Here is a 20,738-nt window from a genome sequence, read left to right on the forward strand (position 1 = left end):
ATTACTGGTAAGCCTTTCGTTACTGATAAAAGTTACGAATGAATCCAAGTGTCTTTTCGCACTCTTCGCGATTACCAATACTAATACGAACACAGTCTTCAATTGGTGAATTACGCAAAATGATGCCCGTATCCCAAGCCGCTTTAAATAACTCATCGCCGTTCGGGAATTTAACCAGTAGGTAGTTACCCCAACCATCAAATACCGTCACTTGAGGCATGCCTAATAGACCTGCTTGTAAATACGCTCGGTTAGCACTTAAATCCAGAACTTGGAACTTAGCACGCGCTAGTCCTTGCTCTGAAAGTGCTTGAACGGCAATGTCAGCAACAGGGATTGGCACAGGATAAGGAGCAATCACTTTTAACAATACATCGATAAGCTCTTTGTTCGCTAGCGTAAAGCCACAACGTAAACCCGCTAAAGCAAATGCTTTCGAGAGAGTTCGAAGAATCGCTAGATTCGGATACTGAGCAAGCAAATCCACCGTTGATGCTTCAGGGCAGAAATCGATATACGCTTCATCCATCACAACAATCGCTTTGTCTTGTGTCATTTCAAGCAGCTTGATGATGTCTTTGCGATCAACCAAATTACCGGTTGGGTTATTTGGACTACAAACAAAGACCACTTTTACGTTGTCAAGTTGAGCTTCAATAGCAGGAAGATCCAATTGCCATTCAGAAGTCAGAGGCACCACTTTACGCTCAACACCAATCGTCTCTGCACTGATTGCGTACATACCGTAAGTGGGTGGGCAGTAAAGAATAGCGTCTTCGTTCGGCTCACAGAAAGCACGAATCAGTAGTTCAATGCCTTCGTCAGCACCACGAGTAGTCAACGTTTGCTCTGGTGCAACACTCGCATATTGAGCGTAAGCATCGATTAGCTCTTTAGGCTGACACTCGCTGTAGCGATTAAGTCGAGTCAGATTTAAGGTGTACTCGTTATCAAACGGAGATTCGTTGGCGTTCAACCATACATCTCCGCTGCCACCAATGCGTCTTGCAGACAAGTAAGGTGTTAGAGCCTGAACTTGTTTTCTTGCTAACTTTTCCATGCCCTACCCTTATTTCGCTTTATTTAGCTGTTCAAATCGATTTAATTTTTCAACTCGGATGGTCACCGCACGTTTGTGTGCGTCCAAACCTTCGGCTTCCGCCATTGTGACTACCGTTGGCGCTAGGCCTTGTAAGCCATCAGCTGTTAACTCTTGTACCGTCATACGCTTAGAGAAATCCGCCAAACCTAGGCTTGAATAAGTCTTGGTATAGCCGTAAGTCGGAAGAACGTGGTTTGTGCCTGATGCGTAGTCACCTGCAGATTCTGGAGACCAGTCACCCAAGAAGATTGAACCTGCATTATCTAGTAATGGCAGCAGTTCACGTGGACTCTTGGTCTGAACAATCAAGTGTTCCGGGCCATAGAAATTCGAAATCGCAATCGCTTGAGTGATCGATTCAGCAATGATGATTAGACTTGAAGCCAATGCTTGCTGAGCGATGTTCGCACGAGACAGCTCTTTCAGTTGCTTCTGAACTGCATCGGTTACTTGGTCGGCAATAACTGGTGATGGTGTTACTAATACAACCTGTGAATCTGGCCCGTGTTCAGCTTGGCTCAGTAGATCAGCAGCAATGAAGTCAGCATCCGCAGTTTCGTCTGCAATCACTAACACTTCAGACGGGCCAGCAGGCATATCAATCGCAGCGCCACGGAAGTCGTTACTTACTTGGCGTTTAGCTTCCGTTACGTAAGCGTTACCTGGGCCGAAGATCTTATCAACCTTAGCCACGCTCTCGGTCCCGTAAGCCATGGCAGCAACGGCTTGACCACCACCAACATTGTAAACCTCATCGATTTTACAAAGATTAGCGACATACAAGATTTCATCCGCGATGGGCGGAGGTGAGCAAAGCACAACCTTACGACAACCCGCAATTTGAGCAGGTACACCTAACATAAGAACCGTTGACGGAAGTGGCGCGCTGCCCCCCGGAATATAAAGTCCAACAGTATTAATCGCGCGCGTCACCTGCTCACACACAACACCAGGCTGTGTTTCAACCTTAATTGGCTGTGGCTTTTGAGCTTCATGAAACTTAGCAATGTTGCTGTAAGCTTGCTCCAACGCTTGCTTCATCTCTGGTGTTAGACGAGCACATGCCTCTTCGATCTCACCCGAACTAACTCGGATAGATTCTGGAGTCACACCATCGAACTTTTCAGTCAGTTCCTTAAGTGCGGCATCGCCTTCATTTCGTACTTTTGCAATAACATCAGAAACAGTCGCTGTGATGTTTGCACCTTCAGTAATAGCTGGACGCTCTAATACCGAGTCTTGCTGTGATTCACTTAAAGATTGCCAAACAACGGTTCTCATCGTCACTACCCCATCATTTTTTCGATTGGTAATACTAGAATCGAGCTTGCACCCAACTCTTTCAGCTGTTCCATAGTTTCCCAGAACAAGTTCTCTGTACTTACGAGGTGAACGGCAACTTTGTCTTTGTCTGTAGATAGAGGAAGAACCGTAGGATCTTCAGCCCCAGGTAGTAGAGCTTTGATTTGCTCCAGCTGAGACGTTGGTGCGTGAAGCATGATGTACTTCGACTCTTTCGCTTGTTGAACACCCTGCATACGAGTCAGTAGTTTTTCAATCAATGCCGTTTTGTCTGCATCGAAATCACCAACACGTTGAATCAGTGTTGCTTTAGATTGGAAGATAGCCTCTGCTTCCTTTAGACCGTTTGCTTCTAGCGTTGCACCTGTAGAAACTAAATCTGCGATAGCGTCTGCTAGACCTGCGCGAGGGGCAACTTCAACTGAGCCAGTTAGCATACAAGCGCTGAATTCAACACCCTGCTCGTCCATGTAGGCTTTTAGTAATTGTGGGTAAGTTGTCGCAATACGTTTACCCGCTAGGTCTTGTGGGCCGTTGTATTCTTCATCTTTGTTGATTGCGATAGAAAGGCGGCAACCACCGAAGTCTAAACGACGTAGTGTACGAAACTCTGAAGGCTCCTTTAGAGCGACACGGTCTAGGCGAACTTCTTCTAGTTCATTCTCACCGATAAAACCAAGGTCAACCACACCATCCATGATAAGGCCTGGGATGTCGTCATCACGAACGAGTAACAAGTCGATTGGCATATTTAGTGAATGAACAACTAAGCGCTCACCCATGATGTTAAATTTCACACCACATTTTTTAAGTAGATCTTGGCACTCTTTACTTAAGCGACCTTTCTTTTGAATTGCGATTCTTAGGCGTTGTGTCTGCATTGCTGTATCCCTGTGCAAATATTTGAATTTATTGATTATTTAAAAGTGCTAAAACTAAAAAACCCTCGGAAGACTTTGTCGTCCCGAGGGTTTAAATCTAAATTCTTTGACTTAACCTCCGGGAGAATTCTTGCTCCCGGGTATACGTAAATCTCCCCGAAAGACTAGATAGGGTGATGATGGTGATGAATGTTCATTACTAATTTACGCATACTTATCAGCTCTTAGGTTGTTTGCTGTCTTGTCTCCACACTAACTAAGCTGACACCCTTTTTCAACCATTTATTCGAACTTTTTTCACGAAATTTAAAATTAAATTAACGAACACAAAAAAAGGGAGGCAAACGCCTCCCTTCTCATTATTCAATCAAATGATGATTAGCTTTTACACGTTGCTATCTTGCAACGAGAGAAATAAGCCAATGCAAAACATACCGCAACAAACGTTAGAGACGCTGCGCCAAATGCAATGCCAGTTGATGATGTCATTCCTAGGGTGATAAAACCAATACACGATACGAACGCCACAGACAGCGCGTAAGGGAGCTGAGTCGATACGTGGTCAATGTGGTTACAACGCGCACCTGTAGAAGACAGAATCGTTGTATCTGAGATTGGAGAACAGTGGTCACCAAATACAGAACCCGCAAGAACCGCACTTAGCATAGGAAGAATTAGCGCGATGTCAGAGGCTGCAGCCATGTCACCCGCAATCGGTAACATGATACCGAACGTACCCCAAGATGTACCTGTCGAGAACGCCATTAGGCCAGCAAGAAGGAACAAGATAACCGGTAGCCAGTGGTAATCGATGTTACCTGTTGCTAGAGAGGATAGGTACGAACCTGTTTTCATGTCGCCAATAACAGAACCAATCGTCCATGCAAATACAAGGATAAGGATAGCGCCAAACATTGAGCTTGCACCAATCCACATTGTTCTTGTGATATCAGCCATAGGTAGTTTCTGTTTGAATACCGTTGCTAGCGCAACGAGTAAACCAATCACACCACCGTAAACCAGAGACTTACCTACATCTGTATTTTCAAATGCACCAAGTAAGTTGAATGCTTGACCATCAGCAGTAAGCGCTTGGCCACCGGTGTAAAGCATTGCTGCAACCGTCGCGACGATTAACGCTACGATTGGCATAACGAGATCAGAAACAGAACCGTTTTCGCTCTCTTGAATATCTAGCTCTTCGTTTAGATCGTGCGCTTGCTTTTGATCATTATCGCCTTCAAAACCGCGACCTTGAGAGGCTTCAATCTCATGCTCGCGCATTTTGCCAACATCTAAACCAAACCACGCAACAGCAAACACCATTAATAATGCGAACACTGCGTAGAAGTTCATTGGGATAAGGCGAACGTAAGCACCCAGTGCAGAATACTCTGTCACACCGTGTGTCACTAAGATGCCACCAATGATAGTGATGATGTAAGCACCCCAGCTAGAAGCCGGCATGATCACACACATAGGAGCAGCAGTTGAATCTAGAATATAAGCTAGCTTAGCGCGAGATACGTAGAAGCGGTCAGTTACAGGGCGAGAGATGGCACCTACCGCTAAGCTGTTGAAGTAATCATCAACAAAGATGAATACACCTAAAAAGGCAGCAAGTAGTTTTGAACCACGTTTGCTCTTAACACGAGACTGTGCCCACTCAGCGAATGCGCGAGTACCGCCAGACAGTGTTAATAATGCCGTTGTCATTCCAAGGATAATTAGGAAAGCAACGATGCTCATGTTCCAAGTGTTAATACCACCATCTTCGATGAAAACACCAGATACTTTAGTAAAGACGTAGCTAGCTGCGTTACCTACTGAGTAGTCAGCAAGTAGAATCGCACCCATGACGATACCGACACCCAAGGAAACTAATACACGGCGGGTAACAATAGCAAGAGTCAAGGCAACCAAGGGAGGAAGCAGCGATAAAGGCGATGTTGCAAAATCTATTAAATTCATGATCTTCAAAAACCAGTTTTTTATTTGGCTAGAGATCTACTGCAGATAAACTTGATACGGCTTATCAAGCTCATGTTGAACTAAGCGAAAGGGAAGTGAACACTTCACCCAACCCTACAGTAGCGCTCCATAGTTTAAAATTAAGACTATGGCAGTGTTGTACCTATTGAGCACAACCCCAGCAAATTGCTTAGATATACAATTTACTTCGGCAATTACACCTTTCATTCCCGTTCATTGGCATCACCCCAACGAAAACTACTCTTTATAATTGCACCTCTACGTGCGGTAACATTATTAACCGTGTAAACCAGAGTTTAACAACAGATTAACCAAAGCACCGCATCAGGTAGCCGCAATTGTACCCATCAAGAGCAACAATGCAACATATCATTCCGAGAAAAATATCTTTTTGTTAATGAAGTAATCAATAGAAGAATAGTCAACTTTTACGGATTACTCCACTTAACACATATCAGATATCACCTGTTTTTTTTAAGATATTCTTAATAGTTATTATAAGTTCATTAGAGGTCTATCTTTTCATCTTAAAGCACTCGTCTCATTCTTTTATTTAAATAACTAATAGAAGAAATACTATTTGTTTTATTCTTAGCCTCTGTTTATTATTAGGAGGATTATTTAGTTTACCTTGATGGGAAATATCATGTCTGAATTAACAAAAACTCTATTAAATATCCGTAGCCTTCGTGCGTTCTCACGTGAATTAACTCTTGAGCAACTTGAAGAAGCGCTAGACAAGCTGACTATTGTTGTACAAGAACGTCAAGAGTCTGAAGCTGAAGAACGCGCAGCAAAAGCAGAGCAAGAAGCTAAGCTTTCTGCTATCGCAGAACAAATTGCAAAAGACGGAATCGATGTTGCCGATCTTATTGCTGCACTTTCTGGTGAAGCAAAATCTAAAACAACAAAATCTAAACGTGCTCCTCGCCCTGCGAAATACAAATACGTAGACGCGAATGGCGACGAGAAAACTTGGACAGGTCAAGGCCGTACGCCTTCAGCTATCCAAGAACAACTAGATGCTGGTAAATCTCTAGAAGAGTTTGCTCTTTAAGGCATCGAGTTTGCTAAGTGAATAATCAATAACCCACTAAGCAATAGAATTAATATTTAAGTCGACTAAAGTATTATTTACGGCTTCAATATATTCAGAAACAAAAAAGGCTCCTTTCGGAGCCTTTTTTATATTTCTAATAGTGAAATATAAATCAAAAAAATGCCTTATCTTTCCCAGTACGCTTCTTCTAGACTATCTTCTCTTTCAGGAAGGCCTCGAGATAATCGTGGCGAGTGCTGAACTAATACTTCATAACTTGCGCGGTTTGAATATTTACAAACTTGTGAGAAAGAAGAATACGTCAAGAATGAATGCTGATGCTTACTTGAGTTAGGCACATTTTCTTTATGGTACTTATTAGCGGCCATATCATGTAATAGAGCAGACAACGCAGCATCACCGGCACCATTAGTATTCTTAATCTTTTCTGGGCCGCCCATGTAAGGTGCGATATGCGAATAGATTTTCGTTGGATTTTCGCATAAATCTTTATGTGCGGGACGACTAAACTCATAACGGTTAAATTCAGCAATCGAGCCTGGTAACAACGGTAATGATGTTTCACGCTTCACTGCATCTTCTGTGTAACCCGCCATAAACAAGCCCACAGGGCCTGCTGTACATAGAACTAAGTCTACCCAATCTAGTGCTTTGTCTGAAGCAGCTAGAGGATCGCTTTCACCCGTTAATGCTTCAGCTTCATCTTCGTTCATTGCAACAACGGTTACATGTTGTTCAAGGAAATCTTTCCAAAACTCTGGATCATCTTGAATAACGAATTTAGTACCAAGCGTTAAAACAACAGGTACATCGTATTTCTTCGCGTACTCAATAGCTTTCATTGTTGCTTCAGGCATAGGGTCACCTGGTTTACAACGAACTAAATACGCCGTTAATACTAAAGCAGAAGCACTTTTGAAAATTTTCTCAGGAATGCTTTCTGGTTTTAATTGGTTCATTTGTCCTTCGCTAATTGCGAAAGTACGTTCACCATCTTCTGTAATTAATGCAAAGCAGCGACCAATTGCGCCATCTACCCCTTGTAAATGGTTCAGATCCATTCTGCTTGATGTATTACATAAATAGCGGTAACCGTAGCTACCAATTTTAATATCTTGGCTCATTACACCCAATAGTGTTGAACGGTCATCCGCCAATACTGAGTAGTTGTGTAATGTATTACCAATTGTGCCACCTGCGTATTCATTAGTGATCAGGCACTGTTCTTTTAATTCTTGATACAAAGATTCAGCAGCTTCATCACCAATAACCAAAGAGTGTCCCTTACTTAAGCCATATTTTTCGATTAGCTCAGAACTCACCTTTGCTTCAATATCCACCAAAGTTTGGTCAATACCGATAATATGGGTACGTGACATTCTTTTGCTCGTTTGAGCTTGGCTTACTAAAGGGTCACGAGCGTGAACCGGAAAATAGTGCTTTGATTTACGTTGTCCAGGGAATTTCATAGGGCTAGTCTAAGTCAAGGGGAAATAGGTGGCGGATTCTACCGCGCTATATTTAACGCGGCAATCTTTCAAACTATAGCAAACGTTTGCTAGGCTATTTTTTTATTCGCCTTCCATAAAGCTAAGATCAGGCAGCATGCCCAAATGCTCGGCGTAACGTTTTTGATTAAACTCTGCGCCGTTTTTCATTACATCAAATACTTCAATTGCCAGTGCACATGCCATCGCTGCAATTGCCTCTTCACGAGGTGTACCTGTCATCATTAAACGCATTAGCGTCTCTTTAACTTTTACTGGTTGCCCATCTTCAAGTTGGTTCTCGATAATCTCGATCAACTGTTCTTCTTGCATAAACTCATTTTGTTCAGACATTTTTTATCTCAGCTCTTGGATTTTGAGCGACTATGCCACATATAGATCTGACATCCTAGCGAGTCTCCTCGCGTTCATGCGATTCTCTAACGAAGTCAGCGCATTATTTGTGCAAATGAAACTGTGATTCCGGTCTCGGATCTGTCACGGTGTTTCTCTTTCTGTTAGAATCTGCGACCAAGTAATAGTAACGGTGTTTAGACATGTCAGATATCAGCTCTGGAAACAGCGAAAAGAAAGTAATTGTCGGTATGTCCGGCGGTGTAGATTCGTCAGTATCGGCGTATCTTCTTCAGCAACAAGGCTATCAGGTAGAAGGCCTTTTCATGAAAAACTGGGAAGAAGACGATAACGAAGAATACTGCACGGCAGCTGAAGACCTTGCTGATGCTCAAGCGGTATGTGACAAGTTAGGTATCCACCTTCACACTATCAACTTTGCAGCAGAGTACTGGGATAATGTATTCGAGTACTTTCTGGAAGAATACAAAGCGGGTCGTACACCGAACCCAGATATCCTATGTAACAAAGAAATCAAATTCAAAGCATTCTTAGAGTTTGCGGATGAAGTATTAGACGCAGACTACATCGCGATGGGTCACTATGTTCGTCGTACTTTCCCAACACAAGAAGAGCTAAACGCTGGTGCGAAGCCAGAAATGCTACGCGGCCTAGACGGCAATAAAGACCAAAGTTATTTCCTTTATACGCTAAGCTCAGATCAAGTGGCACGCAGCCTATTCCCTGTGGGTGAATTAGAGAAGCCAGAAGTACGACGTATTGCTGAAGAGCAAGACTTGATCACTGCGAAAAAGAAAGATTCAACAGGCATCTGCTTTATTGGTGAGCGCAAGTTCACTGAGTTCTTAGGCAAATACCTACCCGCTCAACCGGGAAACATCGAGACACCAGAAGGCCAAGTTATTGGGCAACACCAAGGCTTGATGTACCACACTCTAGGCCAACGTAAAGGCCTGCATATCGGTGGCACCAAAGGTGGCGGCGGTAATGAAGAACCATGGTTTGTTGGTGAAAAAGATCTTAAACGTAATGTTCTGATCGCGGTACAAGGTAAAGACCACCCTCTTTTAAAATCAGAAGGTTTGTTCGCTTCTCAGCTTCATTGGGTTAATCGCACACCAATTACTGAAGTTATGACGTGCACGGTAAAAACACGTTACCGTCAGACCGATATTCCTTGTACAATCATCCCAATTGATGATGAGAACATTAAGGTTATTTTTGACGAACCACAAATTGCGGTGACCCCAGGTCAATCAGCAGTGTTCTACCTAGACAACGTATGTCTTGGTGGTGGTATCATTGAAAAGCGCATCTAACCAATAATCGAACGACAAACAATAGAAGACAACTAGGAGTTACTACGTGGCTAATACACTTTATGACCGTACTATTGCTTTCGCTGGAATTTGCCAAGCTGTGGCTTTGGTTCAACAAGTAGCGAAAGACGGCCATTGTGATAAAGATGCCTTCGAAGCTTCACTCAGTGCCATTTTAAATACCAATCCAGCGAACACCGTGGGTGTCTTTGGACGTGAAGCGAACCTAAAGCTTGGCCTTGAGTGCTTAGTAAAAGGTATCGATAGTACTCCCGCTGGTAGCGATATTACTCGCTACATCATCAGCTTGATGGCACTTGAGCGTAAGCTATCTTCTCGTAACGACTCTATGTCTCAGCTTGGCGATCGTATTCAAACTGCAGAACGTCAAACTGAACACTTTGATCTGTTTGACGAGCAAATGATCAGCAACCTAGCCAGTATCTACCTTGATGTTGTGAGCCCTATCGGCCCGCGTATTCAGGTTTCTGGGACGCCAGCTGTACTTCAACAGACGTCGAGCCAGCATAAGGTTCGTGCCCTGCTGCTATCAGGCATTCGAAGCGCTGTGTTATGGCGTCAAGTTGGCGGTAAACGTCGCCACCTTATCTTCGGTCGCAAGAAGATGATCGAGCAGGCTCAAATCCTGCTAGCTCGCATGTGATTTATTAGCTCGCGCCTCGTCGCGAGCTTGTTTTTTGTACCAACACAACTCTCGCGCAAACGATTGCGCAATATGCGTGACAATTGAGATTGTTACTGGTATAAACCTCTCAAAATTTAGAAAACTCAATTCAGGAGAACACCATGGAACTGTCAGCATTGACTGCTGTTTCACCAGTAGACGGCCGTTACGGAAGCAAGACTGTTGCATTACGCAGCATCTTTAGTGAGTTTGGCCTACTAAAGTACCGCTCTATCGTTGAAGTTCGTTGGTTACAAAAGCTTGCAGCTACAGATGCAATCAAAGAAGTACCAGCGTTCAGTGCAGAAGCTAACCAGTTTCTTGATGAACTAGCAGCTAACTTCAGTGAAGAAGATGCTCTACGTATCAAAGAGATCGAGCGCACGACTAACCACGACGTTAAAGCGGTTGAGTACTTCTTGAAAGAGAAAGTTGCTGGCGTTCCTGAACTTCACGCTGTAAACGAATTTATTCACTTTGCATGTACTTCTGAAGACATCAACAACACGTCTCACGCGCTTATGCTTAAAGAAGCTCGTGACACAGTGATTCTTCCAGAAATCCGTAACGTAATTGATGCTATCAAAGCACTTGCGAACGAGTACCGTGACATTCCATTACTGTCTCGTACACACGGTCAGCCTGCTTCTCCTTCTACTATGGGTAAAGAGATGGCTAACGTTGCGTACCGTATGGAACGTCAATACAAGCAAATCGAAAACGTTGAGATCCTAGCGAAAATCAACGGTGCTATAGGTAACTACAACGCACACCTTTCTGCATACCCAGAAGTTGAATGGCACCAGTTCAGCGAAGAGTTCATCACTGAATCTCTTGGCGTAACTTGGAACCCGTACACAACTCAAATCGAACCTCACGATTACATCGCTGAGCTTTTTGATGCAGTTGCTCGTTTCAACACGATCCTTCTAGACTTCGACCGTGACGTTTGGGGCTACATCGCTCTTGGTCACTTCAAGCAGAAGACTATTGCTGGCGAAATCGGTTCTTCTACAATGCCGCATAAAGTTAACCCAATTGACTTCGAAAACTCTGAAGGCAACCTTGGTCTAGCAAACGCAGTATTCAGCCACCTTGCACAAAAACTTCCAGTTTCTCGCTGGCAGCGTGACCTTACTGACTCTACGGTTCTTCGTAACCTAGGTGTTGGTGTTGGCTACGCTATCATTGCATACACTTCGACTCTGAAAGGTATTAGTAAGCTAGAAGTTAACCGTGAAGCGCTACTTGCTGAACTAGACAAGAACTGGGAAGTACTAGCAGAACCAGTACAAACAGTAATGCGCCGTTACGGCATCGAGAAGCCATACGAGAAGCTAAAAGAGCTAACTCGTGGTAAACGTGTAGATGGCGAAGGCATGCGTGCATTCATCGACGGCCTTGAAATCCCTGCAGACGAGAAAGTTCGTCTGAAAGAGATGACTCCAGCGAACTACATCGGTCAAGCTATCGAGCTAACTGACAAGCTGTAAGATTCGAATTTCGAATCACAGAATAGACTAAGGCTTCCCATGTGGAAGCCTTTTTGTTGAGCGGAAGAAAGTGCACTGAGCAAGAGCTGTAATCAAAAGAACATAGCCCCCCTCCTAATTACCCTATACATGTCAGTCCGTGCGATATCAACCAATAAATATCGCAACGCTTCATCACTAGTAACCCTCTATCACCAGACACATATCCCTCGGATACTTACTGTCTTGAACACCAAAATCAAAAAAGGCCTCCCGAAGGAAGCCTTTAAAAGGTCTCTTGTCGACTAGCGACTGAGAATTACGTAGCGATTACATGTTACGTAGAGATGCAATACGCTTGTCTAGTGGTGGGTGGCTCATCAGAAGCTCAGTAAGCGATTTCTTGCCGTTGATACCAAATGCCATCATAGAACCTTCTAGTTGTGGCTCATGGCTCACCTTAAGACGTTCTAGTGCTGCTATCATCTTCTCTTTACCTACTAAGTGCGCAGCACCTGCATCGGCATGGAATTCACGATGACGGCTGTACCACATCGTAATGAAGCTTGCTAAGAAACCAAATACTAATTCCAGCACCATAGACACACCAAAGTACACCATCATGTTGCTGCCACCCTCTTCTTCGTTGTCATTCGACGCAACAATGTTGGCGATGAAACGAGATAGGAAGATAACGAACGTGTTCACCACGCCCTGCATTAGCGTCATGGTCACCATATCACCGTTTGCGATGTGACTCACTTCATGCGCTAACACTGCTTCAGCTTCATCACGCGTCATGTTGTGTAGCAGACCCGTAGAGACTGCTACTAATGAATCATTACGCTTAGCGCCCGTCGCAAACGCGTTGATGTCTGGCGAATCGTAAATCGCCACCGTTGGCATACCAATACCAACTTGTTGAGACTGACGGCTTACTGTCTCCATCAACCAATGTTCGGTTTCGTTACGTGGACTTTCAATGACCATACCGCCTACCGATCGTAGCGCCATTTTCTTTGACATCATCAATGAAATGAATGAGCCACCAAAGCCAAATACTGCAGCCATCACCAATAAGCCTGATAGGCTACCAGGTTGCATACCTGTAACTGCGTATACAATATTAAGAACAACACTTAGTACCAATACAACCGCTAGGTTGGTTGCAAGGAACAACATTACTCGCTTCATTACTTATCTCCGCATGAAAGCTGTTTTTATAAAACTTATTATTATAGACAAGGCAGACAGCAATTTATTCCAACCTTGAAGACTTATACTTACTTATACATATAGTCTTAGATTAAGAAAACAAGGTTAAGCATTAAATTGCAACATTTGATTACGAGACCATATTCGAATCACCTCCAGTCTATTAGACCTAAGTCGTATGGTGTCGGTATAACAATCCGTTTACAGTGGCTTCAGATGATTTATTGGCTAGTCCATGTACAAAAAGGGAAGAATCATGGTTGAAGGTACTAACACTCAAATGGCTATCGATTTACTGTGCTGTCACCTAGGGATTACTGAAGAAGAAGCAAAAAAGCAGATTGGGATCCTAACACCGCAAGCGGCACAGACAAAAATCACAGAGACACAACAAGCACTAATGGGACTTACAAAAGAACACTAACCCATAGCGACTTGTTCAAAGGCCAGTTGTTTATAAACTCATGGCCAAAAGGCTTAACATAGCAAAAGGGCTGCAATCGCAGCCCTTTTCTTGTTTAACGTATAACTCGAAGTTTAAAGGTCGAGCAATGGCTGTATATCAATATACTTACCAATGTTCTTAGACTTTGCTCTTGGCACATACGGAATTTCACCTAACTTCGGTGCACCTAGCTTATCTTCAAGCATCGCTATAATTTCAGCGTAATGTTCAGTACCTGGGTTAATGCGGTTTGCAACCCAACCCACTAGGTTCAGTCCATCAGCACGAATTACTTCTGCGGTTAGCAGTGCATGACTCAAACAGCCAAGCTTAATACCGACCGTCAATACCACTGGCAGCTGCTCTTTTTTGACCCAGCTAGACAAATATTCTTCATCAGAAACCGGTACACGCCAACCACCAGCACCTTCAACTAACACGATGTCAGAGTTTCGCTTATGCTCTGCCAACTTAGCTGATAATACGGTTTCATCAATCACGACACCATCATGCTTTGCTGCAATGTGTGGTGATGATGGTAGCAACAACGCATACGGGTTAACGTCTTCGTAGGCGATATCTTGCGTCGCAGCTTCTTGAAGATGCAGTGCATCACTATTACGTAATCCCTCAGGGGATTGTTCACACCCTGCGGCAACTGGCTTGTAGCCTATTGTTGATAACTCTTGTGCGGCTAAAGCTTGAAGAATCGCTTTTGAAACCACAGTTTTTCCCACTTCGGTATCCGTACCTGCAATGAATAATGCATCAATCATAATTGAATAACCCCTAAACAAACTTGATATGTTGCTGGTAAGAAACCTTGATGGTTTTTAAACTCTCTATATTCCCGCTCAACAAGCCGCAACATTCGGCGACTTGTTAAACCTTGTGAGCGACCACTTACGTGATTAGCGCCGATACCTTTAAGGTCGCGCATCAGTTCAAACGCAGTGTCGTACCAAACGGTGATGGTGGGCAAGTCTAGTTGATGAGCAGTACAGCTAGATTGCGCTAACGCAATTTTTACCTGATTGATTGTAATAAAATGGTTAACGTGTTGATGTGCGTCAATTTTGGACCACGACTTTTTCAGTTCAAACAGTGATCCATCAAGCAAAGTTGAGAAAATAACACGTCCACCAACCGCTGTAACACGCTTCATCTCTCTCAAAGGCGACGACAAGTCGTCACACCATTGCAACGCAAGGCTAGAGAAAACGATGTCAAAGTGCCCGTCTTCAAACGGTAATTGCTCGGCATCGGCTTGTTGATATGAAGAGACTGATACACCACAGCGCTGTTTTGCTTCGTCCAACATTCCATTGGAAAGGTCAGCACATACCACTGCAGCACCTCGCTTAACTAACTGTTCAGAGAAATACCCTGTACCACAACCTAGATCGAGCACCTTTAACCCAGAGAGGTCACTCGGTAGCTTATCCAATAGTCGGTGGCCTACATCGCGCTGAAACTCAGCGTGTTTGTCATAGGTTGCAGCTGCTTTGCCGAAGGCTTCAGCAATCGCACTCTTATCTTGGCTTACGTAATTATGCACTACTGCTTCTTGTGACATTTACTGAGCCTCTTTCTTTAATTCAAAGCTTGATTCTATGCTTGGTTTGCTTCCAGAGTCGTTGCTTCGCTCTATTGCTTGAAGCAACGAGTCAGTTAACTGAAGAATCTGTTCCTGACTATGGTTCGCCGTTAAGGTAATACGCAAACGAGCAGTCCCAATAGGCACCGTTGGTGGCCTTATTGCCGTTACCCAAACTTGATTGCGCTTTAACTCTTCAGCAATAGATAGTGCAGCTTGGGCTTCGCCGATTAAAAATGGCTTGATCGGCGTCTGAGTATCAATAAAGCCTTTCACGCCACTCATCTGCTCAGCATAAAGGGCGCCAAGTTCTGTCAACTTCTCACGACGCCACTCTTGCGTCTGAATCATCTGACACGCATGAGATAAAGCCACCGCTTGTGAAGGTGGCATTGCCGTCGAATACACATGATGACGCGCAAACTGAGTTAAGTAATCACCCACTTCTGACGAACAAAGAATCGCAGCACCAGAAAGGCCAAATGCTTTACCAAAGGTCACCACCAAAATATCGGGGGAGATTTGTGCCGCACTGCAGCTCCCTGCCCCTTTATCACCTAATACGCCGATACCGTGGGCATCATCAACCACCAACCAACTGTCGTATTGATGAGTTAGGTTAGATATCCGGCTGAGAGGCGCTTGATCACCATCCATGCTGAACACACCCTCAGTCACGACCAAAGATTGTGGAGTTTTACTCAATAGCGACTCTAAATGTTGCGTGTCGTTATGCTTAAAGCGTTTCATGGTTGCTGGTGAAAGTATCCCCGCTTCTGTCAGGGAGGCGTGGTTAAGTTTGTCTTGCAACAGAAAGTCGTCTTTTTCGAGCAGAGAAAACAACAAAGCTTGATTAGCACTGAAACCAGAACTAAATAGAATGGCACGTTCAAAGCCAAGCCATTCACACAGCTGAGCCTCTAAATTTCGATGAGCAGGACTAAAACCCGTGACCAATGCCGATGCCGCACTGCCGGCACCATATTGGGAAAGTCCGGTTTGCCATGCATCGACCAGTTCAGGGTCGTTTGCCAAACCTAAATAGTCATTACTCGAAAAATTAATGAAGTTAGAACCTTCACTAGTAAGCAAAGGGCTATTGCTGTTTTCGAGTACCTTAAGTTGACGAGTTAACCCTTGCTCACAGCGATGAGCAAGGGCACTTTTGATGCGCGATTTAAACAGTGGCATCGTAGAACATGTCATCTTTCGTTGGACGAGCAGCAACCCGCTCCACCACTTGATCTAACAGTTCATTTTCTTGAATTTCGTCAGGCTTCTGAGCCACCTGTTGGCTGTTGATACCTAACTTCTTAAACAGCTGCATGTCCGTGTCTTCATCTGGGTTTGGCGTAGTCAGTAGCTTACAGCCGTAGAAGATAGAATTCGCACCCGCCATGAAACACATCGCTTGCATCTGTTCGTTCATGTTCTCACGGCCTGCTGATAAACGAACCGCAGACATTGGCATCATGATACGAGCAATCGCTATCAGTTTGACGAAGTCGAAAGACTCAACATCATCGACGTTTTCCATCGGTGTGCCTTTGACTTTTACGAGCATGTTGATTGGTACACTTTCTGGGTGAACAGGAAGGTTCGCAAGCTCTACAAGCAGGCCTGCACGGTCATTAGTACTTTCGCCCATACCAATAATACCACCAGAACAGATCTTCATACCGGCATCACGCACATGAGATAGCGTATCTAAACGGTCTTGGTAAGTACGAGTGGTGATAATACTGCCGTAGAACTCCGGAGACGTATCAAGGTTATGGTTGTAGTAATCCAAACCTGCGTCCGCTAGCTCACCTGCTTGGTCAGGCGTTAACATGCCTAGTGTCATACATGTTTCTAGGCCCATGCCTTTCACACCTTTGATCATGTCAGTTAGGTGAGGCATATCGCGTTCTTTCGGGTTTTTCCACGCCGCGCCCATACAGAAGCGAGTCGAACCCGCATTCTTGGCTTTTTGCGCCGCATCCAAAACACGCTCGACTTCCATTAAGCGTTCTTTGTCGACATCCGTTCGGTAGTGAGCACTCTGAGGGCAGTACTTACAATCTTCAGGACAAGCACCTGTCTTAATCGATAACAGTGTACTCACCTGCACGTGGTTGTGCTGTTGGTACTGTCTATGAACCACTTGAGCTTCAAACATTAAATCCATAAACGGTTTTTCAAGCAGTGCTCTTACTTCAGCAACTGTCCAGTCATGACGAACTTCCACGTGTAGATCCTTTTTTATTATTTGATGTTACATCTCTATCAATAGAGATTGTATTTATGCTTGGATAGTCTACCGACAAGCTTTAGACTGTCAACACATTGATAATATCAAAAGTTTACATCTGGTTATTCATTAGCCACACTAAGAATGGAAGTTACTATGGATCTCGCCTTTGACCGCCAGCATATCTGGCATCCTTATACATCAACGTTGACACCTCTGACCTGCTACCCAGTCACTAACGCAGACGGCGTTTACCTAGAATTAGAGGGCGGAAAACGAATTATTGATGGTATGTCCTCTTGGTGGTCAACCATCCACGGCTACAATCATCCAGAGCTCAATGCTGCAGCTCACAGCCAAATCGATAAGGTTTCGCATGTTATGTTTGGAGGTATCACCCACCAGCCTGCTATCGATTTATGTAAGAAACTTTTGAACCTAGCACCAAATAATCTCGAGCACGTATTCTTGGCTGATTCAGGTTCAGTAGCCGTAGAGGTTAGTCTCAAGATGGCTCTCCAATACTGGCACGCTAAAGGGCAACCTCGTTCAAAATTCCTCACGTTGAGAGATGGTTACCACGGTGATACCTTTGCGGCAATGTCGGTGACCGATCCAGATAACTCGATGCACAGCCTCTACAAAGGCTTTTTGCCTGAGCACATTTTTGCTGATTCGCCAAAAACGGGGTTTTGGGATCAATGGGACGAAAACGACATCAACAGCTTTCGAGAAAAGCTAACGGTCCACCACAAAGAAGTGGCAGCTGTGATCTTAGAACCAATCGTTCAAGGTGCTGGCGGCATGCGCATCTACCATCCTGAATTCCTGAGACAGGTTCGCTTGCTGTGTGATGAATTCAACGTCTTGCTGATCTTGGATGAGATTGCGACCGGATTTGGCCGCACAGGGAAACTGTTCGCTTGTGAGCATGCCGATGTCAAACCGGACATCTTATGCGTAGGCAAGGCTTTAACTGGTGGCTATATGACATTGTCAGCGACGCTTGCGAGTAAAGAAGTTGCTGACACGGTATGTGGCGGTGAAGCAGGCTGCTTTATGCACGGGCCAACCTTCATGGGCAACCCTTTAGCTTGTGCAGTAGGTGCGGCAAGTTTGTCCATCATAGAGCAAGGTCATTGGCAAAATCAGACTCATCAGATTGAACAACTCTTTTCTGAGTTGCTACCGCCTCTACTCAAGCATGCTCTTGTCAAAGATGTTCGCTGGTTGGGCGCTATTGGGGTCGTTGAAACCCACACACCTGTCGATATGGAAACCATCCAAGCTCACTTTGTTGAACAAGGCGTTTGGATACGTCCGTTCGGTAAGTTGATTTATATGATGCCTCCTTTCATTAGCAAGGCTGAGCACATCGAACAACTTGTTTCATCTATTGATAAAGCCCTCCAACAATCTGCTTGCTTCAAGCCAAGTTGATTTAACAAACATCATTTTAAAAACCGGTAGCCGCCCATAAAATACTAACGGCGGCTTATCCTTCACGTGAAAAACCAGCCAACAAACACACCCCAAGCCATTGTTTTATCTTTGATTTGAACTCGAAAAACCCCACAAATAAATTTAATCCTCTCCATAAAAACAATTAGCAAAAGAGTGTTACCTATCGGGTAAAAAGCCGTCATAAAATACGCGCCATTTTGGTACTGAATATAATGAATGACCTTCCTTATTCGAGTTCATCTCAGAATCAAATTAGCCAATATTTTTAACTCCTATTAGATAAAAATATTCGCAAAAAAAGAATCCAATTCTAGCGAAGGCTTATATCAACTTCGTAGAAACCTAACGCTTCTTGTTTTGTCGGTCGTGCAAGACATCAAGACAATCCGCAATAGCTACGTAATTCACGTCAGTAAATAATTTAAAGTAAGCATGAAATTAACCCAACTAAATGCACTTATCATTGATGACTCAACGATAGTGTTATCAACTATTCGTAACATGCTGGTTCATATTGGTTTTTCAGAACGTTTGATTGCCATTGCGAAATCACCTCGTGTTGCAATGACCATCACGAATGACACAACTTTTGATGTCATCATTTGTGATTACAACTTTGGTAACACGATCAACGGCAAACAGCTATTTGAAGAATTGAAGCAAGCCAACAGATTAAAAGATGACGGAATATTTATTCTTGTTACAGGTGAAAATTCAGCTCTATCGATACGCCCTATCCTTGAACTACGACCTGACAACTATTTGTTAAAACCGTTTAACCGCGAAACTCTAAAACAGCGCATCACCAGTTCCTTAAGGAAGAAGCTGATTTTACAAGACATTTATAAGGCTGAAAGAGAAAATAACTATGAAGCGGGCCTAGAGCATTGCGAAGGGCTTGCCGCGTTTCATCCCGAATACTTCGCAACAATCCAGCAATTTCGAGGGAGCTTTCTATCAAAACTAGAGCTCTACGAGGAAGCCAAGAATGTCTATCAGAAAGCGATAGATGAAGGCAGTTTTGATTGGGCTCAAGCAGGATTAGCAAACAGCCTTGCGAATTTGGGGCAGCTTAGCGAAGCACAGTCGATGATTGAAAGTTTGATCAATTCTGCGCCAACCTGCACTTTGTATCGAGACCAAGCAGCTCAAGTAAACCTGATCAGCAATAAGGTTCCGGCAGCCATTGCTCACTTCAAGTTAGCGAGTAAACTAACACCAGGTAACTCTGAGAGAGAGCTTGCAATCGCAAACCTATGCTTATCGGTTAATGATACTAAAACAGCGCTATTCCACTACCAAAACCATGTGCAAATCAATAAGGACACCTTTCGAGACAACCTATATATGAAGCTAAGTCATATACGATTCTTGCTCTATTGCGCCTCAGATGGCATCGATAAGCAAGCAAATTTGGGTCACGTCAACTACTTAATTTCGAAGATCCCTACCGAGGCAAGATCAGGGCTTCAAACTGACTTAGCACTTATCGCAGCTCACATCGCGATGGAAGCTAACCAATATCAAAAAGCAGTCACTATACTAACCGCATTGCACGACAAGAATGACTTTGATGCCTTCCCTGTGATTTATCACCATGCATGGTTATTGGATAGGATGAGTTGTGAAAACGAGTTTAAAATTGCGGAAAACCGTTGCAGCATGTTGATAGTGAAAACAGCGAGCGAGACAGTGGTTTCAAGTCAGATAACGATGTGCACTGAGTTGAAACATCGCAACACCGCAAAAATGAACTGGCTCAAAGAGAAGAATATCGGCATCAAACTAGCAAAGTCAGACTACAAACAGGTGCTTGTGACTTACTTAGATATTCATAAACGATGTCCGATGATCAAGAACGTATGTATGAATACGATAAAATTGCTCTCTGTTATTTGGCCTGATTCAATGGGTGCAAAACAAGTGCTAACCATCATTAAGCAATGTGACGAAGTGATCACACAGCTTTATACGATTGATGAGCTGACACAAAACAACTATCAAAACTATTACCGAAAGGCGCTTCTGGCATGTAAGCAAGCAGATTTGGCCTGGAAACAAGCAAACAATACTTCCGAGGCTGCCTTCTCATATATGTAGCTTCTATTT

At 43.9% G+C, this 20,738-nt stretch carries 18 protein-coding genes, 1 riboswitch and 1 other annotated feature; of the genes, 7 read left to right on the plus strand and 11 right to left on the minus strand.

Translation table 11 applies throughout. The features are described 5' to 3' along the window. Positions 1 to 19: 19 nt before the first annotated feature. From hisC to AB6D80_RS01685, 4 genes are all read right to left on the minus strand, one after another. On the minus strand, positions 20 to 1,060 hold the full coding sequence (hisC, locus tag AB6D80_RS01670; RefSeq protein WP_017101630.1) for a histidinol-phosphate transaminase: 1,041 nt from the start codon (positions 1,058 to 1,060) through the stop codon (positions 20 to 22). A 9-nt stretch (positions 1,061 to 1,069) separates the two neighbouring features. Further along, positions 1,070 to 2,389: a histidinol dehydrogenase gene (gene hisD / locus AB6D80_RS01675; RefSeq protein WP_017098157.1), complete on the minus strand. Its 1,320-nt coding sequence runs from the start codon at positions 2,387 to 2,389 to the stop codon at positions 1,070 to 1,072. Further along, a complete protein-coding gene (gene hisG / locus AB6D80_RS01680) occupies positions 2,389 to 3,285 on the minus strand; it encodes an ATP phosphoribosyltransferase (protein ID WP_029223133.1) in 897 nt (298 codons plus the stop codon). The genes hisD and hisG overlap by 1 nt, the downstream gene beginning before the upstream one ends. 53 nt (positions 3,286 to 3,338) lie before the next feature. Beyond that, positions 3,339 to 3,474: a sequence feature (His leader region), on the minus strand. 189 nt (positions 3,475 to 3,663) lie between these two features. Next, positions 3,664 to 5,256, minus strand: coding sequence for a Na+/H+ antiporter NhaC family protein (locus tag AB6D80_RS01685; protein WP_029223134.1), 1,593 nt, complete (start codon positions 5,254 to 5,256; stop codon positions 3,664 to 3,666). 112 nt (positions 5,257 to 5,368) lie between these two features. Further along, positions 5,369 to 5,546: riboswitch (Lysine riboswitch) on the minus strand. A gap of 377 nt (positions 5,547 to 5,923) precedes the next feature. On the opposite strand from AB6D80_RS01685, the gene AB6D80_RS01690 reads away from it, so the two are divergent. Next, the gene (locus AB6D80_RS01690) at positions 5,924 to 6,334 is read left to right on the plus strand and encodes an H-NS family nucleoid-associated regulatory protein (protein ID WP_012604381.1); all 411 of its coding nucleotides are present in this window, start codon (positions 5,924 to 5,926) and stop codon (positions 6,332 to 6,334) included. A gap of 167 nt (positions 6,335 to 6,501) precedes the next feature. On the opposite strand, the gene AB6D80_RS01695 is transcribed toward AB6D80_RS01690, so the two are convergent. After that, on the minus strand, positions 6,502 to 7,806 hold the full coding sequence (locus AB6D80_RS01695; RefSeq protein ID WP_009848810.1) for an inosine/guanosine kinase: 1,305 nt from the start codon (positions 7,804 to 7,806) through the stop codon (positions 6,502 to 6,504). A gap of 102 nt (positions 7,807 to 7,908) precedes the next feature. Next, the gene (locus AB6D80_RS01700) at positions 7,909 to 8,178 is read right to left on the minus strand and encodes a hypothetical protein (RefSeq protein ID WP_004734567.1); all 270 of its coding nucleotides are present in this window, start codon (positions 8,176 to 8,178) and stop codon (positions 7,909 to 7,911) included. 203 nt (positions 8,179 to 8,381) lie between these two features. Between AB6D80_RS01700 and mnmA the strand changes: the two genes are divergently transcribed. The 3 genes from mnmA (at position 8,382) to purB (ending at position 11,696) form a co-directional block, all read left to right on the plus strand. Then, entirely contained in the window at positions 8,382 to 9,518 is a 1,137-nt protein-coding gene (mnmA, locus tag AB6D80_RS01705) for a tRNA 2-thiouridine(34) synthase MnmA (protein WP_372187625.1), read from the plus strand. A gap of 46 nt (positions 9,519 to 9,564) precedes the next feature. Beyond that, positions 9,565 to 10,182, plus strand: a complete 618-nt coding sequence (gene hflD / locus AB6D80_RS01710) for a high frequency lysogenization protein HflD (protein ID WP_009848813.1) — start codon at positions 9,565 to 9,567, stop codon at positions 10,180 to 10,182. A gap of 143 nt (positions 10,183 to 10,325) precedes the next feature. Further along, entirely contained in the window at positions 10,326 to 11,696 is a 1,371-nt protein-coding gene (purB, locus tag AB6D80_RS01715; protein WP_372187627.1) for an adenylosuccinate lyase, read from the plus strand. Between the two features lie 309 nt (positions 11,697 to 12,005). Here purB and htpX read toward each other — a convergent pair whose 3' ends face one another. Next, the gene (gene htpX, locus AB6D80_RS01720) at positions 12,006 to 12,869 is read right to left on the minus strand and encodes a protease HtpX (protein WP_017098153.1); all 864 of its coding nucleotides are present in this window, start codon (positions 12,867 to 12,869) and stop codon (positions 12,006 to 12,008) included. A gap of 277 nt (positions 12,870 to 13,146) precedes the next feature. On the opposite strand from htpX, the gene AB6D80_RS01725 reads away from it, so the two are divergent. After that, complete coding sequence (locus tag AB6D80_RS01725) at positions 13,147 to 13,314, plus strand: hypothetical protein (protein WP_009848816.1); 168 nt, start codon at positions 13,147 to 13,149, stop codon at positions 13,312 to 13,314. A gap of 113 nt (positions 13,315 to 13,427) precedes the next feature. On the opposite strand, the gene bioD is transcribed toward AB6D80_RS01725, so the two are convergent. Genes bioD through bioB form a run of 4 tightly spaced genes read right to left on the minus strand, consistent with a single transcriptional unit; the run spans position 13,428 to position 17,162 of the window. Next, positions 13,428 to 14,111, minus strand: a complete 684-nt coding sequence (bioD, locus tag AB6D80_RS01730; RefSeq protein ID WP_029223965.1) for a dethiobiotin synthase — start codon at positions 14,109 to 14,111, stop codon at positions 13,428 to 13,430. Then, the gene (gene bioC / locus AB6D80_RS01735) at positions 14,108 to 14,911 is read right to left on the minus strand and encodes a malonyl-ACP O-methyltransferase BioC (RefSeq protein ID WP_017098151.1); all 804 of its coding nucleotides are present in this window, start codon (positions 14,909 to 14,911) and stop codon (positions 14,108 to 14,110) included. The genes bioD and bioC overlap by 4 nt, the downstream gene beginning before the upstream one ends. Next, complete coding sequence (gene bioF, locus AB6D80_RS01740; protein WP_372187645.1) at positions 14,912 to 16,123, minus strand: 8-amino-7-oxononanoate synthase; 1,212 nt, start codon at positions 16,121 to 16,123, stop codon at positions 14,912 to 14,914. Next, on the minus strand, positions 16,110 to 17,162 hold the full coding sequence (gene bioB, locus AB6D80_RS01745) for a biotin synthase BioB (RefSeq protein WP_372187628.1): 1,053 nt from the start codon (positions 17,160 to 17,162) through the stop codon (positions 16,110 to 16,112). The genes bioF and bioB overlap by 14 nt, the downstream gene beginning before the upstream one ends. 159 nt (positions 17,163 to 17,321) lie before the next feature. On the opposite strand from bioB, the gene bioA reads away from it, so the two are divergent. After that, the gene (gene bioA, locus AB6D80_RS01750) at positions 17,322 to 18,605 is read left to right on the plus strand and encodes an adenosylmethionine--8-amino-7-oxononanoate transaminase (RefSeq protein ID WP_372187631.1); all 1,284 of its coding nucleotides are present in this window, start codon (positions 17,322 to 17,324) and stop codon (positions 18,603 to 18,605) included. A gap of 456 nt (positions 18,606 to 19,061) precedes the next feature. Further along, entirely contained in the window at positions 19,062 to 20,729 is a 1,668-nt protein-coding gene (locus AB6D80_RS01755) for a response regulator (protein ID WP_372187632.1), read from the plus strand. The last annotated feature ends 9 nt before the right edge of the window (positions 20,730 to 20,738 follow it).

The sequence above is a fragment of the Vibrio sp. 10N.247.310.17 genome (assembly GCF_041466605.1).
In the GTDB taxonomy this organism is placed as follows: domain Bacteria; phylum Pseudomonadota; class Gammaproteobacteria; order Enterobacterales; family Vibrionaceae; genus Vibrio; species Vibrio tasmaniensis_A.

What these genes read in the sequence shown, in the direction of transcription:
- AB6D80_RS01700 (WP_004734567.1), bottom strand. Translation starts at nt 8,178, where the DNA reads ATGTCTGAACAAAATGAGTTTATGCAAGAAGAACAGTTGATCGAGATT.
- AB6D80_RS01690 (WP_012604381.1), top strand. Translation starts at nt 5,924, where the DNA reads ATGTCTGAATTAACAAAAACTCTATTAAATATCCGTAGCCTTCGTGCG.
- AB6D80_RS01755 (WP_372187632.1), top strand. Translation starts at nt 19,062, where the DNA reads ATGAAATTAACCCAACTAAATGCACTTATCATTGATGACTCAACGATA.
- htpX (WP_017098153.1), bottom strand. Translation starts at nt 12,869, where the DNA reads ATGAAGCGAGTAATGTTGTTCCTTGCAACCAACCTAGCGGTTGTATTG.
- purB (WP_372187627.1), top strand. Translation starts at nt 10,326, where the DNA reads ATGGAACTGTCAGCATTGACTGCTGTTTCACCAGTAGACGGCCGTTAC.
- bioA (WP_372187631.1), top strand. Translation starts at nt 17,322, where the DNA reads ATGGATCTCGCCTTTGACCGCCAGCATATCTGGCATCCTTATACATCA.
- AB6D80_RS01685 (WP_029223134.1), bottom strand. Translation starts at nt 5,256, where the DNA reads ATGAATTTAATAGATTTTGCAACATCGCCTTTATCGCTGCTTCCTCCC.
- mnmA (WP_372187625.1), top strand. Translation starts at nt 8,382, where the DNA reads ATGTCAGATATCAGCTCTGGAAACAGCGAAAAGAAAGTAATTGTCGGT.
- hisG (WP_029223133.1), bottom strand. Translation starts at nt 3,285, where the DNA reads ATGCAGACACAACGCCTAAGAATCGCAATTCAAAAGAAAGGTCGCTTA.
- bioF (WP_372187645.1), bottom strand. Translation starts at nt 16,123, where the DNA reads ATGCCACTGTTTAAATCGCGCATCAAAAGTGCCCTTGCTCATCGCTGT.
- hisC (WP_017101630.1), bottom strand. Translation starts at nt 1,060, where the DNA reads ATGGAAAAGTTAGCAAGAAAACAAGTTCAGGCTCTAACACCTTACTTG.
- AB6D80_RS01725 (WP_009848816.1), top strand. Translation starts at nt 13,147, where the DNA reads ATGGTTGAAGGTACTAACACTCAAATGGCTATCGATTTACTGTGCTGT.
- AB6D80_RS01695 (WP_009848810.1), bottom strand. Translation starts at nt 7,806, where the DNA reads ATGAAATTCCCTGGACAACGTAAATCAAAGCACTATTTTCCGGTTCAC.
- bioD (WP_029223965.1), bottom strand. Translation starts at nt 14,111, where the DNA reads ATGATTGATGCATTATTCATTGCAGGTACGGATACCGAAGTGGGAAAA.
- bioC (WP_017098151.1), bottom strand. Translation starts at nt 14,911, where the DNA reads ATGTCACAAGAAGCAGTAGTGCATAATTACGTAAGCCAAGATAAGAGT.